The organism is Streptococcus sp. 1643 (genome assembly GCF_006228325.1).
GTDB lineage: Bacteria > Bacillota > Bacilli > Lactobacillales > Streptococcaceae > Streptococcus.
The window spans coordinates 981,334-1,001,697 of record NZ_CP040231.1 but is presented as its reverse complement, the minus strand read 5'-3'; the positions used below and the strand labels follow the sequence as shown (position 1 = coordinate 1,001,697).

At 41.1% G+C, this 20,364-nt stretch carries 15 protein-coding genes; 5 read left to right on the top strand and 10 right to left on the bottom strand.

The window, feature by feature from the left end:
* Positions 1-179 precede the first annotated feature (179 nt).
* The 3 genes from FD735_RS05325 to FD735_RS05315 are packed head-to-tail and all read left to right on the top strand — an operon-like array spanning position 180 to position 4,019.
* Positions 180-1,223: a dihydrolipoamide acetyltransferase gene (locus FD735_RS05325; protein ID WP_000752714.1), complete on the top strand. Its 1,044-nt coding sequence runs from the start codon at positions 180-182 to the stop codon at positions 1,221-1,223.
* 44 nt (positions 1,224-1,267) lie between these two features.
* Positions 1,268-2,971 (top strand): dihydrolipoyl dehydrogenase, encoded by a 1,704-nt coding sequence (lpdA, locus tag FD735_RS05320; RefSeq protein ID WP_139658659.1) that lies wholly within the window; start codon positions 1,268-1,270, stop codon positions 2,969-2,971.
* A 58-nt stretch (positions 2,972-3,029) separates the two neighbouring features.
* Positions 3,030-4,019, top strand: a complete 990-nt coding sequence (locus tag FD735_RS05315) for a lipoate--protein ligase (protein ID WP_061420980.1) — start codon at positions 3,030-3,032, stop codon at positions 4,017-4,019.
* Positions 4,020-4,091: 72 nt separating this feature from the next.
* Here FD735_RS05315 and xerS read toward each other — a convergent pair whose 3' ends face one another.
* The 7 genes from xerS to ylqF all read right to left on the bottom strand — a co-directional run bounded on the left by xerS (position 4,092) and on the right by ylqF (position 11,380).
* On the bottom strand, positions 4,092-5,162 hold the full coding sequence (xerS, locus tag FD735_RS05310; protein WP_139658658.1) for a tyrosine recombinase XerS: 1,071 nt from the start codon (positions 5,160-5,162) through the stop codon (positions 4,092-4,094).
* A gap of 257 nt (positions 5,163-5,419) precedes the next feature.
* A complete protein-coding gene (locus tag FD735_RS05305; RefSeq protein ID WP_000434809.1) occupies positions 5,420-6,553 on the bottom strand; it encodes an ImmA/IrrE family metallo-endopeptidase in 1,134 nt (377 codons plus the stop codon).
* Positions 6,534-7,205 (bottom strand): hypothetical protein, encoded by a 672-nt coding sequence (locus FD735_RS05300; RefSeq protein WP_000512118.1) that lies wholly within the window; start codon positions 7,203-7,205, stop codon positions 6,534-6,536. The genes FD735_RS05305 and FD735_RS05300 overlap by 20 nt, the downstream gene beginning before the upstream one ends.
* 205 nt (positions 7,206-7,410) lie before the next feature.
* Positions 7,411-8,151 carry a CPBP family intramembrane glutamic endopeptidase gene (locus FD735_RS05295; RefSeq protein ID WP_139658657.1) on the bottom strand — a complete coding sequence of 247 codons (741 nt, stop codon included), beginning with the start codon at positions 8,149-8,151 and terminating at the stop codon, positions 7,411-7,413.
* A gap of 48 nt (positions 8,152-8,199) precedes the next feature.
* Positions 8,200-9,750: a ClC family H(+)/Cl(-) exchange transporter gene (locus FD735_RS05290; RefSeq protein WP_139658656.1), complete on the bottom strand. Its 1,551-nt coding sequence runs from the start codon at positions 9,748-9,750 to the stop codon at positions 8,200-8,202.
* A 12-nt stretch (positions 9,751-9,762) separates the two neighbouring features.
* Entirely contained in the window at positions 9,763-10,542 is a 780-nt protein-coding gene (locus FD735_RS05285; RefSeq protein ID WP_139658655.1) for a ribonuclease HII, read from the bottom strand.
* A complete protein-coding gene (ylqF, locus tag FD735_RS05280) occupies positions 10,529-11,380 on the bottom strand; it encodes a ribosome biogenesis GTPase YlqF (RefSeq protein WP_000201310.1) in 852 nt (283 codons plus the stop codon). The genes FD735_RS05285 and ylqF overlap by 14 nt, the downstream gene beginning before the upstream one ends.
* Positions 11,381-11,595: 215 nt before the next feature.
* Here ylqF and FD735_RS05275 point away from each other — a divergent pair, with 215 nt between their 5' ends.
* Positions 11,596-11,811 carry a type II toxin-antitoxin system PemI/MazE family antitoxin gene (locus tag FD735_RS05275; protein ID WP_001098942.1) on the top strand — a complete coding sequence of 72 codons (216 nt, stop codon included), beginning with the start codon at positions 11,596-11,598 and terminating at the stop codon, positions 11,809-11,811.
* On the top strand, positions 11,795-12,151 hold the full coding sequence (locus tag FD735_RS05270) for a type II toxin-antitoxin system PemK/MazF family toxin (protein ID WP_139658654.1): 357 nt from the start codon (positions 11,795-11,797) through the stop codon (positions 12,149-12,151). The genes FD735_RS05275 and FD735_RS05270 overlap by 17 nt, the downstream gene beginning before the upstream one ends.
* Before the next feature lie 33 nt (positions 12,152-12,184).
* On the opposite strand, the gene FD735_RS05265 is transcribed toward FD735_RS05270, so the two are convergent.
* From FD735_RS05265 to rexB, 3 genes are read right to left on the bottom strand one after another with little or no spacing between them, the layout of a single operon-like run.
* Complete coding sequence (locus FD735_RS05265; protein WP_139658653.1) at positions 12,185-13,363, bottom strand: hypothetical protein; 1,179 nt, start codon at positions 13,361-13,363, stop codon at positions 12,185-12,187.
* A gap of 17 nt (positions 13,364-13,380) precedes the next feature.
* Positions 13,381-17,034, bottom strand: a complete 3,654-nt coding sequence (addA, locus tag FD735_RS05260) for a helicase-exonuclease AddAB subunit AddA (RefSeq protein ID WP_139658652.1) — start codon at positions 17,032-17,034, stop codon at positions 13,381-13,383.
* Positions 17,031-20,306, bottom strand: a complete 3,276-nt coding sequence (gene rexB / locus FD735_RS05255) for an ATP-dependent nuclease subunit B (RefSeq protein ID WP_139658651.1) — start codon at positions 20,304-20,306, stop codon at positions 17,031-17,033. The genes addA and rexB overlap by 4 nt, the downstream gene beginning before the upstream one ends.
* Between the last annotated feature and the right edge of the window lie 58 nt (positions 20,307-20,364).

Below are 20,364 nucleotides of genomic sequence, written 5' to 3'. Positions count from 1 at the left end.
CTGCGTTGATTTCCTATTTTTCGGTCGCTTTTTACGCCCTTTACATCATGTAATTGAATTCGGACGGAGGTCTGTGAAAAAAAGATAGATTTCCTTGTGTTCATCGAACACATCGTCAATCTCCTATTTTTTCATTGCCCTCTTCGTCCTAAATATCTTAGTATAGAATTGGAGAGGTCATGGCTGATGACAAGCTAAGAGCGACTCCTGCGGCTAGAAAGTTAGCGGATGATCTAGGGATCAACCTCTACGACGTTTCTGGCTCAGGTGCAAACGGTCGTGTCCACAAAGAAGACGTGGAAACTTATAAAGACACAAACGTGGTTCGCATTTCGCCACTTGCAAAACGAATTGCCCTCGAACATAACATTGCTTGGCAGGAAATCCAAGGAACGGGTCACCGTGGTAAAATCATGAAGAAGGACGTTTTGGCCTTGCTTCCTGAAAATATCGAAAACGACACCATCAAGTCTCCTGCTCAGATTGAAAAAGTGGAAGAAGTTCCAGACAATATCACTCCTTATGGTGAGATTGAGCGTATTCCAATGACACCAATGCGTAAGGTTATCGCGCAACGTATGGTTGAATCCTACCTAACTGCGCCAACCTTCACACTCAACTATGAAGTTGATATGACTGAAATGCTGGCTCTTCGTAAGAAGGTTCTTGATCCGATTATGGAAGCGACTGGTAAGAAGACTACTGTAACAGACCTTCTTTCACTCGCTGTTGTGAAAACATTGATGAAACACCCATACATCAACGCTTCATTGACAGAAGATGGCAAGACCATTATCACTCATAACTATGTCAACCTTGCGATGGCGGTTGGTATGGATAACGGTCTAATGACACCAGTTGTTTACAATGCTGAGAAGATGAGCTTGTCAGAGTTAGTAGTAGCCTTTAAAGACGTGATTGGTCGTACCTTGGATGGTAAATTGGCTCCAAGCGAACTGCAAAATTCAACCTTCACAATCAGTAACTTGGGAATGTTTGGCGTTCAGTCCTTTGGTCCGATTATTAACCAACCAAACTCAGCAATCCTCGGGGTTAGCTCAACAGTAGAGAAACCTGTAGTTGTCAATGGTGAGATTGTCATTCGCCCTATCATGAGCCTTGGATTAACCATTGACCACCGTGTTGTAGATGGTATGGCTGGTGCTAAGTTTATGAAAGACTTGAAAGCCTTGATTGAGAACCCAATCTCAATGTTGGTTTAAGTTAGCTATTGTTATTTTAGAGTTTTAGATAAAGGAAGTAAGACATGGCCTTAGAAGTAATTATGCCAAAAGCCGGCGTGGATATGACAGAAGGACAAATCGTCCAATGGAATAAGAAAGTCGGAGAATTTGTAAAAGAAGGAGAAATCCTTTTGGAAATCATGACTGACAAAGTCAGCATGGAATTGGAAGCCGAAGAAGATGGATACTTGATTGCCATCCTCAAAGGAGATGGTGAAACTGTCCCTGTAACGGAAGTTATCGGTTACCTTGGGGAAGAAGGGGAAAACATCCCAACAGCTGGAGTAGCAGCACCAGAAGCTAGCCCTGCTCCCGCAGCTAGTGTTTCAAACGACGATGGCAAGAGCGATGATGCCTTTGATATCGTTGTGATTGGTGGAGGTCCTGCTGGATATGTAGCAGCCATTAAAGCTGCCCAACTCGGTGGTAAGGTTGCCCTTGTTGAGAAATCTGAACTTGGTGGAACTTGCTTGAACCGTGGCTGTATCCCAACTAAGACCTACCTTCACAACGCTGAAATCATCGAAAACATCGGTCATGCAGCAAACCGTGGTATCGTCATCGAAAATCCAAACTTCACTGTAGATATGGATAAACTTTTAGAAACTAAATCTAAAGTTGTCAATACCTTGGTAGGTGGTGTTGCTGGTCTCCTTCGTAGCTACGGAGTTACTGTTCATAAGGGTGTTGGTACGATCACTAAAGACAAGAATGTCTTGGTAAATGGTTCTGAATTGCTTGAAACCAAGAAAATCATCCTTGCTGGTGGTTCAAAAGTCAGCAAGATTAACGTTCCTGGTATGGAATCTCCACTTGTGATGACAAGTGATGACATTCTTGAAATGAACGAAGTTCCAGAGAGCCTCGTAATCATCGGTGGTGGCGTTGTCGGTATTGAACTCGGCCAAGCCTTCATGACATTTGGTTCAAAAGTGACTGTTATTGAAATGATGGACCGTATTGTTCCAGCTATGGATGCTGAAGTTTCTAAGAATCTTCGCTTGATTTTGGAACGCAAAGGAATGACTATCTTGACAGGTACCAAATTGCAAGAAATCATCGAAGAAAATGGTCAACTTCGTATCAAGATTGAAGGAAAAGACGATATCATCGCAAGCAAAGCTCTTCTTTCAATCGGTCGTGTGCCAGACCTTGAAGGTATTGGCGATGTTGAGTTTGAATTGGATCGTGGACGTATCAAGGTCAATGAATACATGGAAACATCTGTTCCAGGTATTTACGCACCAGGTGACATCAACGGTACTAAGATGTTGGCCCACGCAGCCTTCCGCATGGGTGAAGTTGCCGCTGAAAATGCCCTCAAAGGAAATCATGCTGTTGCCAAATTGAACTTGACTCCTGCAGCCATCTATACTCTTCCTGAAGTAGCAGCAGTAGGTTTGACTGAAGAACAAGCGCGTGAGAAATACGATGTAGCCATCGGTAAATTCAACTTTGCAGCCAACGGTCGTGCCATTGCATCTGATGCTGCTCAGGGTTTCGTAAAAGTTATCGCTGATAAGAAATACGGGGAAATCCTTGGTGTGCACATCATTGGTCCTGCAGCCGCAGAATTGATTAACGAGGCATCAAGCATTATCGAAATGGAAATCACTGTTGAGGAAATGCTGAAGACCATCCACGGACACCCAACCTACTCTGAAGTGATGTACGAAGCATTTGCGGATGTTCTAGGAATGGCCATCCATTCACCAAAGAAAAAATAAAACGAAGATAACTAGGCTGGAAAGATGTTTTCCAGTCTCTATCGTATAAAGGGATATCATGAAATACATTATCAATCATTCAAACGACACTGCTTTTAATATCGCCTTGGAAGAATACGCCTTTAAACACCTTTTGGATGAGGATCAAATCTTCCTACTTTGGATTAACAAACCATCTATCATTGTCGGGCGTCACCAGAACACTATCGAAGAAATCAACCGTGATTATGTTCGCGAAAATGGTATTGAGGTAGTCCGTCGTATCAGTGGTGGTGGAGCTGTTTATCACGATTTAAACAACCTCAACTACACCATCATTTCAAAAGAAGATGAAAACAAGGCCTTTGACTTCAAGAGCTTCTCAACCCCAGTTATCAATACCTTGGCTCAACTAGGCGTTAAAGCTGAGTTCACAGGCCGTAATGACCTAGAGATTGATGGCAAGAAATTCTGTGGCAATGCCCAAGCTTATATCAATGGACGTATTATGCACCATGGTTGCTTGCTCTTTGACGTTGATTTGTCAGTCCTTGCTAACGCCCTCAAGGTTTCAAAAGATAAATTTGAATCAAAAGGTGTAAAATCTGTCCGTGCTCGTGTCACAAATATTGTCAATGAATTACCAGAAAAAATCACAGTTGAAGAATTCCGTGATTTGCTATTGGAATACATGAAAAAAGAGTACCCAGAGATGACTGAATACGTCTTTTCAGAAGAAGAAATGGCGGAAATCAATCGCATCAAGGATACAAAGTTTGGTACTTGGGATTGGAACTACGGTAAATCACCTGAATTTAACGTCCGTCGTGGAACAAAATTCACTAGTGGTAAGGTTGAAGTTTTTGCCAACGTCATTGAATCAAAAATCCAAGATATCAAGATTTATGGAGACTTCTTTGGTATCGAAGACGTTGCAGCTGTAGAAGATGTCCTCCGTGGAGTGAAATACGAACGTGAAGATGTCCTCAATGCATTAGAAACTATTGACATCACACGCTACTTTGCTGGTATAAGCCGTGAAGAAATCGCTGAAGCAGTAGTGGGATAAAAAGAAAAGAAGTTGGTTGTATGACCAGCTTCTTTTTATGAGTTATATTTTACATAAATATTTTTATGTATTCTACAAACTATCTAAGGCATTCTTTTGTTCATCATTGACGATATGGGTATAGAGGTCAGTGACTTGTGTACTGGCGTGTCCTAGTTGGTGGCTGACCAAAACTTGCGATTTAGTCGCATCATAGAGCCTAGTAGCCAGGGTATGACGCAGTTTGTGGGGAGTTACACGCACTTTGAAGTCCTCAGAGTACTTAGCAACCATCTTTTCAACGCTAGAAGCATCAATACGATTGGGAACACCCCGATAGAGTGTCAAAAAGAGAGCTGTATCCGTCTTTTCTGTCTTATAGCGTTGATTTCGAATGGCGAGATAATTCTCTATATAAGGCTTGGCAAAGGCAGCGACATTAACCGAGTCACGTTTCCCCCCCTTACGTGTGACATCAATGACCATCATTTTGAGATTAAGGTCTCTTAGATCCAGATTAACAGCTTCAGATAGGCGGACACCAGACGCCAAGAGAAGGGCAATAATGGCTAAATCACGTTCTTTATTTTTATTGAATGACGAGAGGGCACGATTTGAGAGCTGTTGTGGATACTCCTGGTCGATATAGGTTAGAAAACCTTCTGTTTCATCACCTAGAAAGAGCTTTTGCTTGATGTTTTCAGCTCTGGCAGCAAGAGTTTCTTTCTTTTTCTTGGTTGAAACTTTCTTCATTACATTACGATAGAAATAGGGTTCTCCCTGGTCGTTTTCAACCTCCTCGGTCAGATACTTATAAAGACTGGAAAGTGCTGACAAGGTCCGATTGATGGTCGTCTGAGAGACACCTTGCTTGGCTGTATTAGCATTCAGCAAAGGTCGTTCACGTAGATACAGGATAAAGGATTCCATATCTTTCTTAGACATATTTTCCAAGACTGATAAAGGAATGTCAGACATTTTATCAACATTTGAAATACCAGACTCCAAAAGCCAGCTGAAAAATCGATCGTATTCCTTGAGATATTCGTACAAGGTTGTAAAACTGTAGGGCACAGCAAGCTTGGATTGGTAGTATTCCAGAACATACCAGGGCATGATTTGTTTTAGTTTGTCGATTCGTTCCAGTAAAATCTCACGTTTCATGTATTTTCTCCATAATTAAGTCTACTAGTAGTATAGCATAGACTCATATATTTTTCAAGAAAATTATAGTTTTTCGGAAAGATGTAACAAGAAACTTAAAACAGAAGTCTAACTTTTTTATAAAACTGAATTTTTTAAAAATCAAAACTTCCACTTAAAATGTACATTATTAGAGTGAGAACTGAAATGTCTTCAAATGTAGATATTGCATCTATACTCTATAACTACAAAAAAAGTCTCAATAATATTGAGACTTTTCATTTAACTATTCTTAATACAGGACCTTTTTGTGCCAATTGATAATTATCATTAATTGAAATATCTAATGATTTTTCTAACTCATCTTTGGGCAGAGATAAGTTAGAAATTAGTTCATTTTTTTGTAAAATATCATTACTGATAATTAAGTCAAATACTTTACGGTAAAGACTAGGTTTCTCAGGAGTCAATTCATCATCCAAAGGCTCACGCTTCTTCCATTTATTAAAGCCAATTTTCCTAAACAAATATAATTTTTGATCATCATTGATTAACTCTAACTGATAAGTTCTCATAATCATTGATTGAATAGAAACTTTCCAATATTTTTTTAACTCAATATAAAAGTCTAAATTAGTAGATAACAAAGATTTTAAAAAACCATTCTCAGGTAACAATAAACAAGAAGCAAAATAGTTTGCCTGATTCTCAATAATATTCTTTAATTCCTGAGAGGTATAGTCGTGAATACTTTCAATATCTCCATGAAGTAAAATATGACCTAATTCGTGTGCAATATTAAAACGACGACGTACAGCAGATTCTCCATTATCTGTCAGCATGATATACGGTCTGTCTTCAATCCATTCTGACACTGCATCCAATTTGTCATCAGACATATTGGACTCAACAACAATAATACCATTAACTTCTGCAATCTCAGTGAGATTAGAAATTGGTATATCTTTACCTAATCCCCATAGTTCTCTTAATTCTTTAGCTTTTTCCTCAATATCGTTATTAGTAATATCGTAAATAGTTTTCGTTAAAATGTCAGGTAGAGTTAATTCAGGAAAATTAACATACTGAGACAGCAAATCATAAATTTCCTTTTGAAATTCTAACCTGACAGCTTGCATATCCCTTGCTCTTTTAGTAGCCGCAGATTGACTACGAAAAAAAGTGGCCCCTTCGTAAAACCTTTTAGGTTCAGAAGTAAAATAGGCGTATGGAAAATCTAGTTCAGCAACAATTGTCATTAACTTACTTGCTCCTGGATGTGTTTTCCCTAATTCATAATTAGAAATCATTTGTCTAGATATTCCTGTTCGTTCAGCCAATTCTTTTTTAGTTAATCCTCTGGCTATTCTAGCCTTAGTTAATTTAGAGGGACTAAATATTCCTTGTTCCATTTACTTCTCTCCTAAGAAGCTCTTCTGACAGCTCCGTTAAAGTCAAATCTAGTTTCTTTTGAGTGGTCTGCTCTTGGTCTTTCGAGGCAACAATCCGCTGGGCATTCATAATATCTACTTTCTCAATCCATTGCTCTGTATCAACATTTGGCAAACCCAGCTGAACAAATTGCAGGTGATGATTCTTTCCGCCGTATGTTAAGAGGAGAAATGGTGGGTTATCAGCATCATAATGCTTATTGATATCCTCTTGGGTTGTAAAAAGATCAAATTGTTTATTTTTCACACTAGCCACACTTCTGTGAAGAGCTTTTTTCGGCATTGTTTTTATACTTCTGGTTTTTACTGGAGAAATAATGGCTCCTTTTGCTTCAATCATCGTATAAGTATAGCCGTTCACTTTATTATTCACTGCAGACAACATTTGCACATCTGTTCTCATTGATGAATCTTCTAAAACTAATCGCAGCGCTACATCGACTAATGCTTGTCGGATATGCCCATAAGTCTTTCGCATTTCTGGGTGCCGCAATACAGGTGTGGTATCAATGAGTTCCCACAAAAAACGATAGGCCTCCTTAATACTGTATGCTAATTCACCGGCTAATCGTGGGTCACACTCTGCTTCTAAATGAGTTCTTAAAATTCCCATCTTATCTCCTAACTATTAACTTTATTCACGTCATGTTAATAGTTTACCTTTTTTTAAAAAAAATGTCAACACCAAAACATACTAAGAATAGTAGGTAGAAAATTTCTGACGGGAAAATTACGCATTACTTTTTTGGTGCAAAGTAAAGGTGTCCTTTTAAATCAAGAGGCTTTTCCAAAGAATAATACTGTTTCATACAAAACAGCTAGCGACTATACTCGTCTTTTTTATGTATTACCATATAGCAGGATACCAAGATGATGAAGATTTTAAGCAGGTAGGTTTCAGATCGATCAGTGTCTATGGTTAGCTGAGACAAGACATTAATGATCGAATGTGTCATAACGCAAATCCAGAGATTCTTTGTTTTGTTATAAAGAGCTGAGAGTATGAAAGAATTCGTCAGCAATCCAAATAAAAACGGTAGAATTTGCAGAGTTGCTAGGGAACCATCTATGTAAAAGAACAACAGATGCCAAATTGCCCAGCTGAAAAAGGTTAGGATTGTTGAGTAAAAATATGGTAGCTTCTCTTGTAAGATTGGTTGAAAAACATATCGCCATCCAATCTCTTCTATACCGCCAAAGACAATAAATTTGAAGAACATCAAAAATGGGAGATACCAGCTAAATTCTACTATTTTCCCACTAAACACTAGAAAAGAAAAATCAAGGATAATAAGGAAAAAAGATAATAAATAATGTTTGTAACTGGTATGAATGTTAAAAAAATCGTTAACGATCTTCTTAAAAGGAATATGAAAATAGTGATTTGCAACAATTATTCCCCAAAGAGCTGAAGAAATCCCACCAACAATGATTCCTAAAACAGTTAATAGATTGGAATGAACAGAAAAATGATTCAAGAAAAAGAAAAGGAGACAAACTGATACTATCTGGCTAAATGTGCCTAGCAAATATACCGCAATTGCCTTATTTCTTTTCATAGAGAATCCTTTCAAAGTTTTTTACGTAAAACAAATTATGTAAAAAACCTACAGCAACAAATCTTTGACTTTTCCAATTTCACTTTTTGGAATCACTAGGTGAATCATATCACCCAAATACATTCTAGTTGAACCGTTGACTGTTTGGCTCTTGCCATTATGGACTTGGGTGGTGATGAGTACGTTATGTGGCAAGTTGAGTTCGTGAACCTGTTTTCCAGCGATTTTGTCAGACACAGGGATTTCTATGAGGGTGACTTCTCCTTCGTCTGTTGCTTCTTCTGGCAGCATTTTTTCTAGCATGGCCTCATAGACTGGCGCACCTTTAAGTAAATCCATGATGATATAGGCAACTAGGGTTACCAATCCAAGTGGCATGAGGTTGCGAATATCTCCAACCATCTCAGTTACGAGGATCATGGCAGTTAAGGGAGCCTTGGAAATTGCCCCAAAGTAGCCACTCATTCCCAGAATGACAAATATAGGGAATTGTGCCTGACTGACAAGCCCAAGATTGACACAAATGACACCAACTAGGGCACCAAGTAAGGAACCGAGCGCCAAAATGGGTAGGAAAATTCCTCCTGGGAGGCCACTTCCATAGCTAATCATGCTCCAAACAAAGCGAATCAAAAAGTAAGCTAATAGAACCTCAAAACTAAAATCTTGCTCAGTCAAAGAAAGAACGACCTGATTTCCACCACCGAGAATTTGTGGCAAGAAAATCCCGACTGGTATGATAAGGATAAAGGCTAGGATTGGATAATAAGCTTTATCCAAATGGATTTTTTGACCAATCCAGTCATAAATTCGACCAACATTGAGTACAGCCTTCTCATAGAGAAAACCAGAAAGTCCGAGAAAAACTCCCATAAGGAGGTAAATCCAATACTGGTCTAGGTTCATGAGAGGAATGTTGTCTGGCATATCCAGTACGGGTGTTAAGCCAAATATGAGCAGAGAAACAAAGTTTGCTACGAGACTAGCTGCTAGAGTTGAGACCCAGAAAAAGCGTGAAAAATGGTGATAGACTTCTTCTACAACAAAGAGGAGACCTGCAATTGGTGCATTAAAGGCAGCAGCTAAACCTGCAGCAGCTCCACTGGCAATCAGGGAACGTTCCTCTACTGGACTAGATTTGAGCCATTTGGCAATACCTTTACCACCAACTGCTCCAAGTTGAATACTTGGCCCTTCTCGACCTAGCATAAGGCCACTGGCAATAGCAAGAATCCCTAATACATATTTCTTCCAGAGAACACTCCACCAGTTAAGAGTCATGAGTCCCTTTAGTTCGGCTTCGACTTGAGGAATTCCTGAACCCTTGATATCTTTTTCTGACCGAGTTAGTTTCGCACTAAGCCAGCAAACGATTAAATAAAATAGACCAATGATAAAAAGATTGCGCACTAGGTGCGCTTGATCTTGATAGAGTCCTTGTAGCAGGTGGAAGCCCTTTTCGATTAAGAAACGAAAGGATCCGACGATTAGTCCGACGACGAGACCAACAATAATTCCTCGGCCAACTTGGGATAATATGGTGCTTGAGGCAAAGGCAAATTCTTTCTTGGAACTGAGTGTTTCTGACCGTTCCTCCATAATCATTTCCTCTTACTTGTCTTTCTTAGTTGAAACTAGTGTTTTGACTGGTTCAAAACTGGTTCGGTGAATTGGGGTGACACCTAGTTTTTCCAGTCCTTCTAGGTGTTTAGCAGTTCCATAACCTGCATTAGCTGTAAAATCATATCCAGGATATTGCTGATCATATTCCTTCATCAATTCATCCCGTGTCACCTTGGCCACTATAGATGCAGCTGCGATTGAGAGGGAGTTGGCATCTCCTTTGATGATTGCTGTTTGGGAAATCGACAAATCCAGTTTCATGGCATCGATCAAGAGGTGATCAGGTTGCGGACTGAGCTGGGAGATTGCTTCTTTCATGGCTAGTTTGGTTGCTTCATAGATATTGACTTGGTCAATGACTTGATTATCCATGATTCCAATGCCGATTGCTAAGGCTTGGTCTTGAACAGCATGATAAATTTCCAGATGTTTCTTTTTGGGGATTTTTTTACTATCGTTGAGGCCGTTAATCTTACAATTTTTAGGTAAAATAACAGCTGCAGCGACTACGGGTCCAGCCAGAGGACCACGGCCGACCTCATCAACACCTGCAATTAAGGCCACTCCTTGCTTGTAAAGTTCTTTTTCATAGGAAAGCATGGATTCCAAACGAAGGTCCTCATCCAGTTCAGCCTGTATGGCTTTTTTACGCTTGTTAATTTCTTTTTGAACTCCAGAACGAGGATCCTTTTCCAGTTCAAGAAAAAGGGGATTGTCTAATTCTTTGACAGTGGCAAGAAGGTCTTTGATTTCTTTAATCGTCGTCATCGATGTCATCCAATGTATCTAAGGTATAGTTACCGAGCTTTCCATCACGGACTTCCTTGACGAAGAGGCTGTAAAAGCGGTCGTAGTCGTCTCGGAAACCAAGGGCACGGGTCATATCCATGATGATAACAGGTGCTTCTTCTTCAATTTTCATTTGTTTGAAGCGTTCAGCTAGCTTTTCTGGATAATGTTTTTTGAAATAATTGAGACCAAAAATGGTCACCTCATCCATAGGAAGCAACTGGTCTTTGATAGCTCCAGTCAAGGCTAGTTTCAAAGCAACGGTTTCGTCTTCAAATTTAGGCCATAGAATACCTGGCGTGTCTAATATTTCCAGGTCTTTGTTGGTTTTGAGCCACTGTTGCCCCTTAGTAACACCTGGTTTATTGCCGACCACCGCAATCTTTTTCCCTGCCAAACGGTTCATGAGAGTTGACTTACCAGCATTTGGAATTCCGATAATCATGGTCCGCAAGGTTTCGATCTTGATACCGCGTTCTTTCTGGCGTGCAATCTTATCAGCCATGAGCTTTTTAGCCGCATCTGTCACAACTTTTACAGTTACTTGCTCTTTGGAGTTGATAGCCAGAGTTTGAATTCCCTGTGATTCAAAATACTGACGCCATTCTTTGGTCATTGCGGGGTCAGCAAGATCTGCCTTATTCAAAATCAAAAGCTTTGGTTTATCCCCCACAATCTTGGTTAACATAGGATTTTGACTAGATAAAGGTAGCCGAGCATCCACCAAAATCGTCACAAAATCAACAAACTTTAAATTCTCCTGAACTTGCCGCCGAGCCTTAGACATGTGGCCCGGAAACCATTGAATAGTAGCCATAATATTTCCCCCTTCCGACTAAAAAAAACGTAGTAAAAACGTTTTCTTTCTTACTACCTATTCTATCATAAATGAGGAACTTTTGCACAGGCTTTGACCATAATAAATGACAAATAGTATAGGTCCGACACATCCTTGATGCCAGTCTGAATTTACTTGACTTTTTTTGCCAATAGGTATATACTTAGTGTATACTAATTCGTGGAGGTAGAGCAATGAATACAGTAAAGACTCGGAAGGTGGGGAATTCGCTCACTGTGACCATTCCTAAAAATTTAGGGATGACAGAAGGTCAAGAAATGGTCGTCTACAAAGGGATTGACGGAGTCATTGTCTTAGCTCCAAAACTGAAAGATCCTTTTGATGGGATTACTGATTTGAGAATGACAAATGATTTTGAAGGAGTAAGGTCACTTGATAGCGAAATCTGAGTATATTCCTGAAAAGCAGGATATCATTTGGCTGGACTTTGATCCATCAGTCGGTCGAGAAATCCAGAAACGGCGACCTGCCTTGGTAGTTTCTAGGAGAGAATATGCCTTGCAAACTGGTTTTGTAGCTGTCTGTCCTATCACTCATGGCCAACAAGGTTTGGCAGAAAAAGGCTTGCTCGTTCCTGTCTCGTCGGACAAGGTAGATGGCGCTGTCAATCCATTTCAACTGTATACCTTTGATTTTCGGATGCGTAATGCTCAAAAAATAACAAGAATGGACACACAATGTTTTCAGAAAGTCGTCCAACTTTACCAGTACATCTTTGGAGATACTTAAATCCTACCATGCATAGACAAGGTAGGATTTTTTCTATATGAGTAACCTATCTAAAAACGGATGAAGACAATTGAGGAGAATCCCTCTAGTCCAGCTTTCTTGTGCAGATGACAGATGTTCTGCCTGAAGGCATTCTTTTAAAAATTCAGCAGCTTGTTCCGGAGCAATCTCAAACTCAAAGGCTTTCATCTTGTAAAAAAAGTCGATGAGATGCTCAGATAAGTATTCATCTGAAAAGCGTACTTCTCCACTTTTTCGATATTCTAATAGGAGCCGAGAAAATCTGGCTTTTTCATCAGGCAAATCCCGAAAATAGGAATTGAGAAGCCAAGTCTGCTTCTGCTTTCGTTCAATAGGATCTTGATTTGCAATTCGCTGATCCTTTTCCAACTCCTTTTGGTTTTGTTTAGCCTTGATAGCCCGTTCGTCCCTATTCTTACCAAAGAGGATTTTTTCCCATTTTCGTTCTTCTTGGGTCAAGGTTTCTGTAAAGCCGAAGTAATCTTGATAGGCTCGTTCTGCAGGCCCCATAGCAAGAATGAGGTTGTCAGCGTATTGCTTGGCGATTTTATCTCTCTTCTTGCGTTCTTTCTCTGCCTGAATCCGTAAATGCTGCTCGTAGTCGATTTTCTCCTTGCCTAGTTTGACAAGGTAGAGTTGGTCATCGGTCTTACCAAGTAAAAAAGGTTTGATACACTTTTCCAGCACTTCTTCCATACGAGCCTTCTTCTTTGGCTCTGCCTTGGTCCAACTTCCGCCTTGAAAGACCTCTAGGAAGAGCTGATAGTCTCTCTCAGGTGCGAATTGATTGCCACGATTGGCTTTGAAAACACCTTTTTCCCAAAACCATTTTAGAAGTCGTTCGTCAAAATCGCTTTTAGTGACCTTGATTTTTTCCTTTTTCTGAGCCTTTCTGGTTAGTTTTTCAACTTTTCTGAGTAGTTTTTCTTCCTCTTCTAGTTGCTGATCAAGGCTAATACGATGAAAATGGCGAACACAGTCGCTTCCTATAGGGAAGAGACGTTGGCCTGTAACTCCGTTAAAGAGTTCGTAGGCGTATTTTATGGCATTCCCGCAAACACAATTACTACGGCCAATGCCATTAAAAATCAAGGAAACTTCATTCCATTCCTTGGTAGCTTGATCCCAAGTATCGGCTTTTGAAGCCTGTAAAACCGCATCGTGCAGGGATTTTCTAACTGGAAGTGGCATGAGGTCTCCTTTCTAGGTTATACTTTTACAACTTGAACCTCGTCTTTGCCGAGCAAAATCAAGTATTTTTCTATGTTTTCAATTGAATAGGCACGAGATAAGGCTTCTTCATAGAGGGCTAACTGACCACGATAGCGGTCTATGAGTTGACTTGGTTCATCGTAACGGTCTGTTTTGTAGTCGAAAAGAACGATACGATCCTCATAAAGCAGATAGCCATCCAAGATCCCACGAACAACAAAGTCTTCCTGACTCTTTTGATCTTTTTTGAGCATGGAGAAAGGTTGCTCGCGATAGAGATGGTTTGTATTGGCGAGAATTTCCTGACCGAGTGGCGTATCAAAGAAAGCTAGGATTTTAGAAAGATTGATCTTGTCTCTAACAGCTGGACTAGTTTGAACTTGTTTAAGAGTATCTTTCAGGCTAGTAAGTGTTGGCCGTTGACTGAGGTCGATTCTCTGCATAAGTTCGTGGGTTGCACTACCAATTTCTGCTCCAGTTACCTTTTCTTTAGTTGAAAAATCTGGTAAATCAAAGCAGATTTTCTTCTCTGGTGATTGAGTTTGGTTAGTAATTTCTACCCCTTCCATATCCATAACAGGTTCGTAGAATTTCTTGATTTGGCTTGGGGTTTGAACACTAGGAAGCTCAATGGCTGCGCGGTGGAGACTATTATAAACCTCCACCTCTTTCAACATTTCCAAAGCCTCTTTGATGGTTTCAGACTGGCGGTTGCTTGCTTGAGAGCTATCTTGGAGAGGGCTCTTGTTCTCCAACTCCCCAATAGCTTCTCTAGTCAACTGGTCTTCACCAAGAAAACGATAGCTAAAGTTGAGATTTTCCTTGGCAAATACTTTGGTAATAGCCCAGATCCAATCTTGGAAATTTCTTGCTTGCAGTCTGGTATTGCTATCTAGTTTTCCATTTTTAGCTGCTGGGTATTCCTTTGTTTCCAGCTTTTCACGAGAGCCCTTACCGACAAGATAGAGCTTTCTCTCGGCTCGCGTCATGGCAACATACAGCAGACGCATCTGCTCTGAATAGCTAGCCAGTTGCAGTTCTTTCTCATTATGGATATAAGTCAGACTAGGAATGGAGAGTTTGATGGTTTTAGGATAGTGTGCTTCCACTGCTCCTGTTCCCACCTTAGCAATGTATTTGACACCAAGCCCATTTTGACGGCTGAGAATGACGTCTGACATTGAGTCTTGTTTGTTGAAGTCCTGATCCATGTTGAGGATAAAGACATAAGGAAACTCCAGTCCTTTGCTCTTGTGAATGGTCATGAGTTCCACGGCATCTTTAGGTGGAGCGACAGCTACGCTTGCGAGGTCATGCTGAGCTTCCAAAACCTGATCAATCATACGTATAAAACGCGACAAGCCCTTGAAATTACTCTTTTCAAACTGGTCAGCGCGCAGAGCTAGGGCGTAGAGATTAGCCTGTCTAGCAGGTCCGTTTGGCAAGGCTCCAACATAGTCATAATAAAAACGGTCATTATAAATCTTCCAAATCAAGTCATAGAGAGAGTGGGTTTTGGCATATAAGCGCCAAGAATCCAAGATATCCATGAACTGATTTAGTTTTTCAGCTAGAGCTGTATAAATCAAGTTTTTCTGACTTGTTGCCAGTTTTTGAGAATTGACCAGTTTCTCATAGAGATTTTCTTGGACCTTATCTTCTACTTTCTGAAGGGACAAGCGTGCCAACTCGTCCTCATCAAAGCTAAACATAGGAGACTTCATCAGGGCAACCAAGGCATAGTCTTGCAGGGGATTGTGAATGACACGCAGGGTGTCTAGCATGACTTGTACTTCTAGGGATTGGAGATAATTGTTTTGATCACCGTCGGTTTTAACTGGAATTCCATACTCAGACAGGGCGAGGAGAATCTGGTCATTTCGACTGCGGCTAGAGGTCAAAAGGGCAATTTTTTTGAAGGCAACACCTTTTTCCTGATGAAGTTTCAAGATTTCCTTGATGACCAGGCGCATTTCACCAGTGAGTTTCGTTTCTGCTTGGCTCTCTTCCTCCTCTTGCCCACTATCGTCCTTATCGTAGAGGAGAAATTCTGCCTTGTTGTCTGGATTGGGAGTCAGTTTGGTATTGGCAAAAACAAGCTGGTGCATACTGTCATAGTTGATTTCGCCGACCTCTTGGTCCATAAGGCGTGCAAAAACATCATTGGTTGCTGACAGCACTTCTGAACTACTACGGAAATTTTCCTTGAGGAGTATCAATTTACCCTCTTTAGGATTTTTCGCATAGAGTTGGAATTTTTCATTGAAAATCTGCGGGTCTGCCTGACGGAACCGGTAGATGGACTGCTTGATATCTCCCACCATAAAGCGATTGTGACCATTCGACAGCAATTCCAGCATCCGTTCTTGAATGTGGTTGGTATCCTGATACTCATCTACCATGACTTCATGAAATCTCTCTTGATAAGTCTCGCGAACTTGTGGGAAATTCTCTAAAATCTCAATGGTGTAATGACTGATATCAGCGAATTCAAAGGCATTTTCTTGGCGTTTACGTTCGCGATAAGCCTCCACAAAATCACTCATAAATGTTTGGAAGGTTTTAGCTAGCTCCCAGGTATCTTCATGATAACGTTCTTGATAGTCGAGAATGGTTATCTGGTCCGCCAGTTGTCCTAGTTTAGCAAACTGGACCTTTCTCTCATCGTTATAGGCATCAGCCAGTGGCTTTAAATCGGCCTTACGACTGGAGTTAGCCAGAGCCCGACCATTTTTCTCCTTAGAGATGGCGACAACACGAGCAAGCACTTCTTGATAAGCCTGACTATCGGACTCGTGATTTAAGGAGCCCATTTCATCCAAAACCTGTTGAACAGCTTCTAAATAGGCAGCTTTGGGAAACTCATTGGCATCGTTATCCAGATGATAACGGAAAAAGCTTTCCAAATCCCAAAGCGCCTGCTTGATTTGCTCAGTTTGTTTGTCTTTTTCATTTGCAAAGTCAGCTTCTTCAAACCCTTTGAGAAAAGAGTCGCTCAGCCATTTTTTGGGGCTACTGGTGGATTGAAGAAAATCATAGATTTTGTAGACTTGTTGGCGTAGACCTCGTTCATCCTTACCTCGTCCAGCAAAGTTCTTCACCAAACTACAAAATTTCTTTTTATTCTCACCTTGGTAATGTTCTTCAAAAACTTGATGAAAAACTTCGTTCTTTAAGAGTAACTGTTCACTTTCATTTTGTAGAATACGGAAATTTGGTGCAATATCAATCAGATAGCCATGTTTACCGAGGAACTTTTGTGTGAAAGAGTCCATAGTTCCGATGGCCGCGTTTGGCAGATCTGCCAACTGACATCCCAAGTGTTGTTTGAGATCAACATCATCGGTTTCTTGGATTTGTTGGCTGATTTTTTTCTCCAAACGTTCCTTGAGTTCACTAGCAGCCTTGACAGTAAAGGTCGAGATAAAGAGTTGGCTGATTTCCACACCTCGCGCCAATTGATCCAGAATGCGCTCGGCCATAACAAAGGTCTTCCCTGAACCAGCAGACGCTGAAACAAGAATATTTTGCCCTGCCGTATAAATGGCTTCGATTTGCTCGGCAGTTTTCTTCTGTTCCTTGCTCGAATTCGCTTCTGCTTCTTGCAGTTTTTGAATCTCTTCCTCAGTTAAAAAGGGAATGGGCTTCATCGATTCAACTCCTCTCTCATTTTCTCAAACCAAGCTTGCTTGAGCTTTTCTCCAACTAGACGCTTGCCATCAGCTAAGTCCAACTTCTCTAGGAAACGGGCTTGTCCCAAGTGGTAATTGGCTTCAAAACCTGTAATGGCTTGATGTTGCTGAACGTACGGGGCAATGCTTCTGCCATTTTCGGTATAGGGATTGATGGCGAACTGGCCTTCTAGAATCTTCTCAGCCGCCTTCTTGTACAGATGGGCATTATAGTCTAGTAAGAGCTGAAACTCCTCGTCTGTCAGCTGATTGGCCTTGTTTTTGTTGTAAAATTCGCCCAAGTGACTGCTTTCTTTCTCTAAAAAGAGTCCCTGGTATTTCATAGACTTGCTGGCTTCTGCTACTGCTCCAGACAGACTTTTAACAGCTAATAAAGATTGGACAGGCTCAGCCATTTCCAAGTACATGGCACCGAAAAAGTCCTGCTCCCCTTCTCTTTTTAGGGCAGCAAGATAGGTAGGCAGTTGGGAATCAAGCCCATTAAAGAAATGAGGAAACTGGAACTGGGTCAAACTAGACTTGTAGTCCACCACTCCTAGCGCTCCATCAGCTTTCAAACGGTCGATTCGGTCAACCTTGCCTCGCACATGGACACTGCGACCATTATCCAATTGAATAAAGGCCCGGTCCCTACCGCCAAATGTTGCCTCCTCTTGGATAGTTTCAATGGCTGGATTATGACGTAGGATGTGGCCCGTAGTTCGCGCAACATCAAGTAGAATTTCTTTTGTAAACTGGGCTTCCAAACTTTCCTGATAAATAGCCTCAAATTCCTGTTCTTGGCTGGTTTCTTCAATAGCTTGTTCCAAACGTTGGTCAAAGGAATTTTCAGCAGGCAGTTTCAAGGCACGTTCAAAAATACGATGCAAGAAATTACCATGACTGCGGGCATCCGGACGCAGGCGCACTTCTTCCTGCAAACCTAAGACATAACGGAGGAAATAACTGTATTCATTGCGGTAAAACTCTGTCAATCCAGACGTAGACAAGTAAAACTCCTTGTCAGCTGGATAGAGAGCCTGCAAGGTCTCTTTCTCTAATGGCTTGCTGCTTGGACTAGTTGGGAGTGCTGGATTTGTAAGACCTTTTTGGTCAAGTTTTTTCCCCATCACACGCGCCAGAACCTTGACAAAGGTCAAATCTTGCTCAGTATTACTTGTCTCGCCCTGCTGATGATAGGCAACCAGACTAGACAAAAGGCTGTGATATGAACCCATATCATCCTTAGACAGACTTTTTTGATGAATCTTCTTCTCTATTCGGCTAAATCCAAAACTCACCAGTTCCTGAAGATAGGCCGATTCCTTGCTCTCATTTTCATTGAGGAGACTTGGAGAGGATAACACCAACTGCTTAAGGGCAGCATTGACTAAGGAAAGCATGGTATAGCGATTTTTCTTGAGATTTTCACTACTTGCAATCAGTAATTGCGCTCCATCTTCAGTCGCTTGGTTTAGGCTTTGTCGTTCTTCATCTGTTAACAAACTGGTGTTTTGCGCGATTTTTGGCAAATGATCCTGAGTCAGTCCAATGGCATAGACAAAGTCAGTGGTCAGAGGGGCAATCAAATCATAACTCTGCACCAGAACGGTATCAACAGTTGCTGGAATGGTGCGATACTGAGACAAACTCATCCCAGAATGGAGCAAGGCTAGGAAATCCTCCAGACTAACTTGTGAACCTGCAAAAACGGTCGCAAATTGTTCTAAAACATGGCAGAAGGCTTTCCAAACTTCGGCTTGTCTTTCCTGTTCTAGAGTTTCCATAGTAGCTGTCAATTCTTGCATCTGCTTGCTTAAGGCAGCATTTTTTAGAAAAGCATTCCACTTTTGCAAGAGATTTTCAGCCTTCTGTTTCCGACTGGCTAATAAGGTTTCAAGTGGTGTCAGAACTCGCAGACGAATGGCGTTCAAACGTTCCAAATCGAATTTTCCGTGGTGGGATTTTGTGAAGGTCTGCTGAAAAGCTGGCAAGCCATTGATGCCAAGATAGTGGAGATATTGCTCAAAAGAATCAATATCCGCTTGGCTAAGGTCACTATACAGACCAGTTCTTAGGAGATTAATCAAATCTTCCTGACGGAAACGATAGCGTTTTAAACGCAAAATAGACTCCACATACTGGGTCAAGGGATGATGAGCCATGGATTCACTTCTACCTAGATAGAAAGGAATCTGGTACTGGTCAAAAATAGTCTTAAGAGACAACTGATAAGAAGCTACATCTCCCAAGAGAATACGAAAATTCTTGTAACTCAGGTCTGGATGGTCATGTAATTTCTGACGAATGCTACGGGCTACTAGTTCCAACTCCTCTTTTTGTGTCAAACAAGACCAGATTTGCAAATTTTCACGGTCCTTCTCATCGACATCTAAAGCGAGTTCTGAAAAGTCATAAGAAGACTCCAGCAAACGAGAGGCCTTGTCAAAACTATCTATTTTCTCATGAGTCTGAGAACGATCCTGAGCAGGTGTTTGGTATTTTGCCCCCAAATGATGGAGGAATTCCACACTGGCTTGGTAGAGATTTCCTTCAGTGAACGGACTGGTATAGGCCTTCTTGCTTGCATAAGCGCCAATGACAATCTCGACCCCTTTGCGATGGAGCAGATCCACTACACGCTCCTCTTCAGCAGAAAAACGGGTAAATCCATCAATAACCAAGGCAATCTGACTGAAATCACTACTTACCTTGCCATTTTCAATAGCCTCAATCAATTGAGACAACTGACTTCCCTGAGCCAACTGGCTTTGATTGAGATAGGCAGTTACTTTCTCGAAAATCAAGAGTAAATCTGCCCGCTTGTCTTCATCAGTCAAACTTTCCAAGTCTAAAAAGTTCATCTGAGCAGTCGTCATCTCGTGATAAAGTTCAATCAACTGCTGGATAAATTGAGGGTCTTGTTTAATAGCACCATAAACTCGTAAGTCCTTGGGATCAAATTCAGCAAGGCATTTATAAAAGGCCATTCCAAGTCCGATGTCATCAAGACTGGTCTTTGTAGGCAAGTCATTTAAAATCAGGTAACGAGCCATTTGGGCAAAGCGCGTAACAGTAATCGCAAAAGAAGCCTGCTGGGACAAGCATTCCAGAACGGCGCGTTCCTTTTCAAATGAAAGAGAGTTGGGGGCGATGTAGAAGACACGCTTGCCCACAGCAACTAGCTCTTCCGCCTCTCTAGTCAAGATTTCTGTCAAAGAAGTCCGAATATCAGTATAAAGTAATTTCATCTCAGCCTCGTTTGGTTTATCAAAGTTTCTTACTCTATTATAGCAAAGTTCGCTTCAC

Coding starts and splice junctions, on each gene's coding strand:
- xerS (WP_139658658.1), bottom strand. CDS start 5,162: ATGAAACGTGAGATTTTACTGGAACGAATCGACAAACTAAAACAAATC.
- FD735_RS05305 (WP_000434809.1), bottom strand. CDS start 6,553: ATGGAACAAGGAATATTTAGTCCCTCTAAATTAACTAAGGCTAGAATA.
- FD735_RS05295 (WP_139658657.1), bottom strand. CDS start 8,151: ATGAAAAGAAATAAGGCAATTGCGGTATATTTGCTAGGCACATTTAGC.
- ylqF (WP_000201310.1), bottom strand. CDS start 11,380: ATGGCTACTATTCAATGGTTTCCGGGCCACATGTCTAAGGCTCGGCGG.
- FD735_RS05315 (WP_061420980.1), top strand. CDS start 3,030: ATGAAATACATTATCAATCATTCAAACGACACTGCTTTTAATATCGCC.
- FD735_RS05300 (WP_000512118.1), bottom strand. CDS start 7,205: ATGGGAATTTTAAGAACTCATTTAGAAGCAGAGTGTGACCCACGATTA.
- addA (WP_139658652.1), bottom strand. CDS start 17,034: ATGAAGCCCATTCCCTTTTTAACTGAGGAAGAGATTCAAAAACTGCAA.
- FD735_RS05265 (WP_139658653.1), bottom strand. CDS start 13,363: ATGCCACTTCCAGTTAGAAAATCCCTGCACGATGCGGTTTTACAGGCT.
- FD735_RS05275 (WP_001098942.1), top strand. CDS start 11,596: ATGAATACAGTAAAGACTCGGAAGGTGGGGAATTCGCTCACTGTGACC.
- lpdA (WP_139658659.1), top strand. CDS start 1,268: ATGGCCTTAGAAGTAATTATGCCAAAAGCCGGCGTGGATATGACAGAA.
- FD735_RS05285 (WP_139658655.1), bottom strand. CDS start 10,542: ATGACGACGATTAAAGAAATCAAAGACCTTCTTGCCACTGTCAAAGAA.
- rexB (WP_139658651.1), bottom strand. CDS start 20,306: ATGAAATTACTTTATACTGATATTCGGACTTCTTTGACAGAAATCTTG.
- FD735_RS05325 (WP_000752714.1), top strand. CDS start 180: ATGGCTGATGACAAGCTAAGAGCGACTCCTGCGGCTAGAAAGTTAGCG.
- FD735_RS05290 (WP_139658656.1), bottom strand. CDS start 9,750: ATGGAGGAACGGTCAGAAACACTCAGTTCCAAGAAAGAATTTGCCTTT.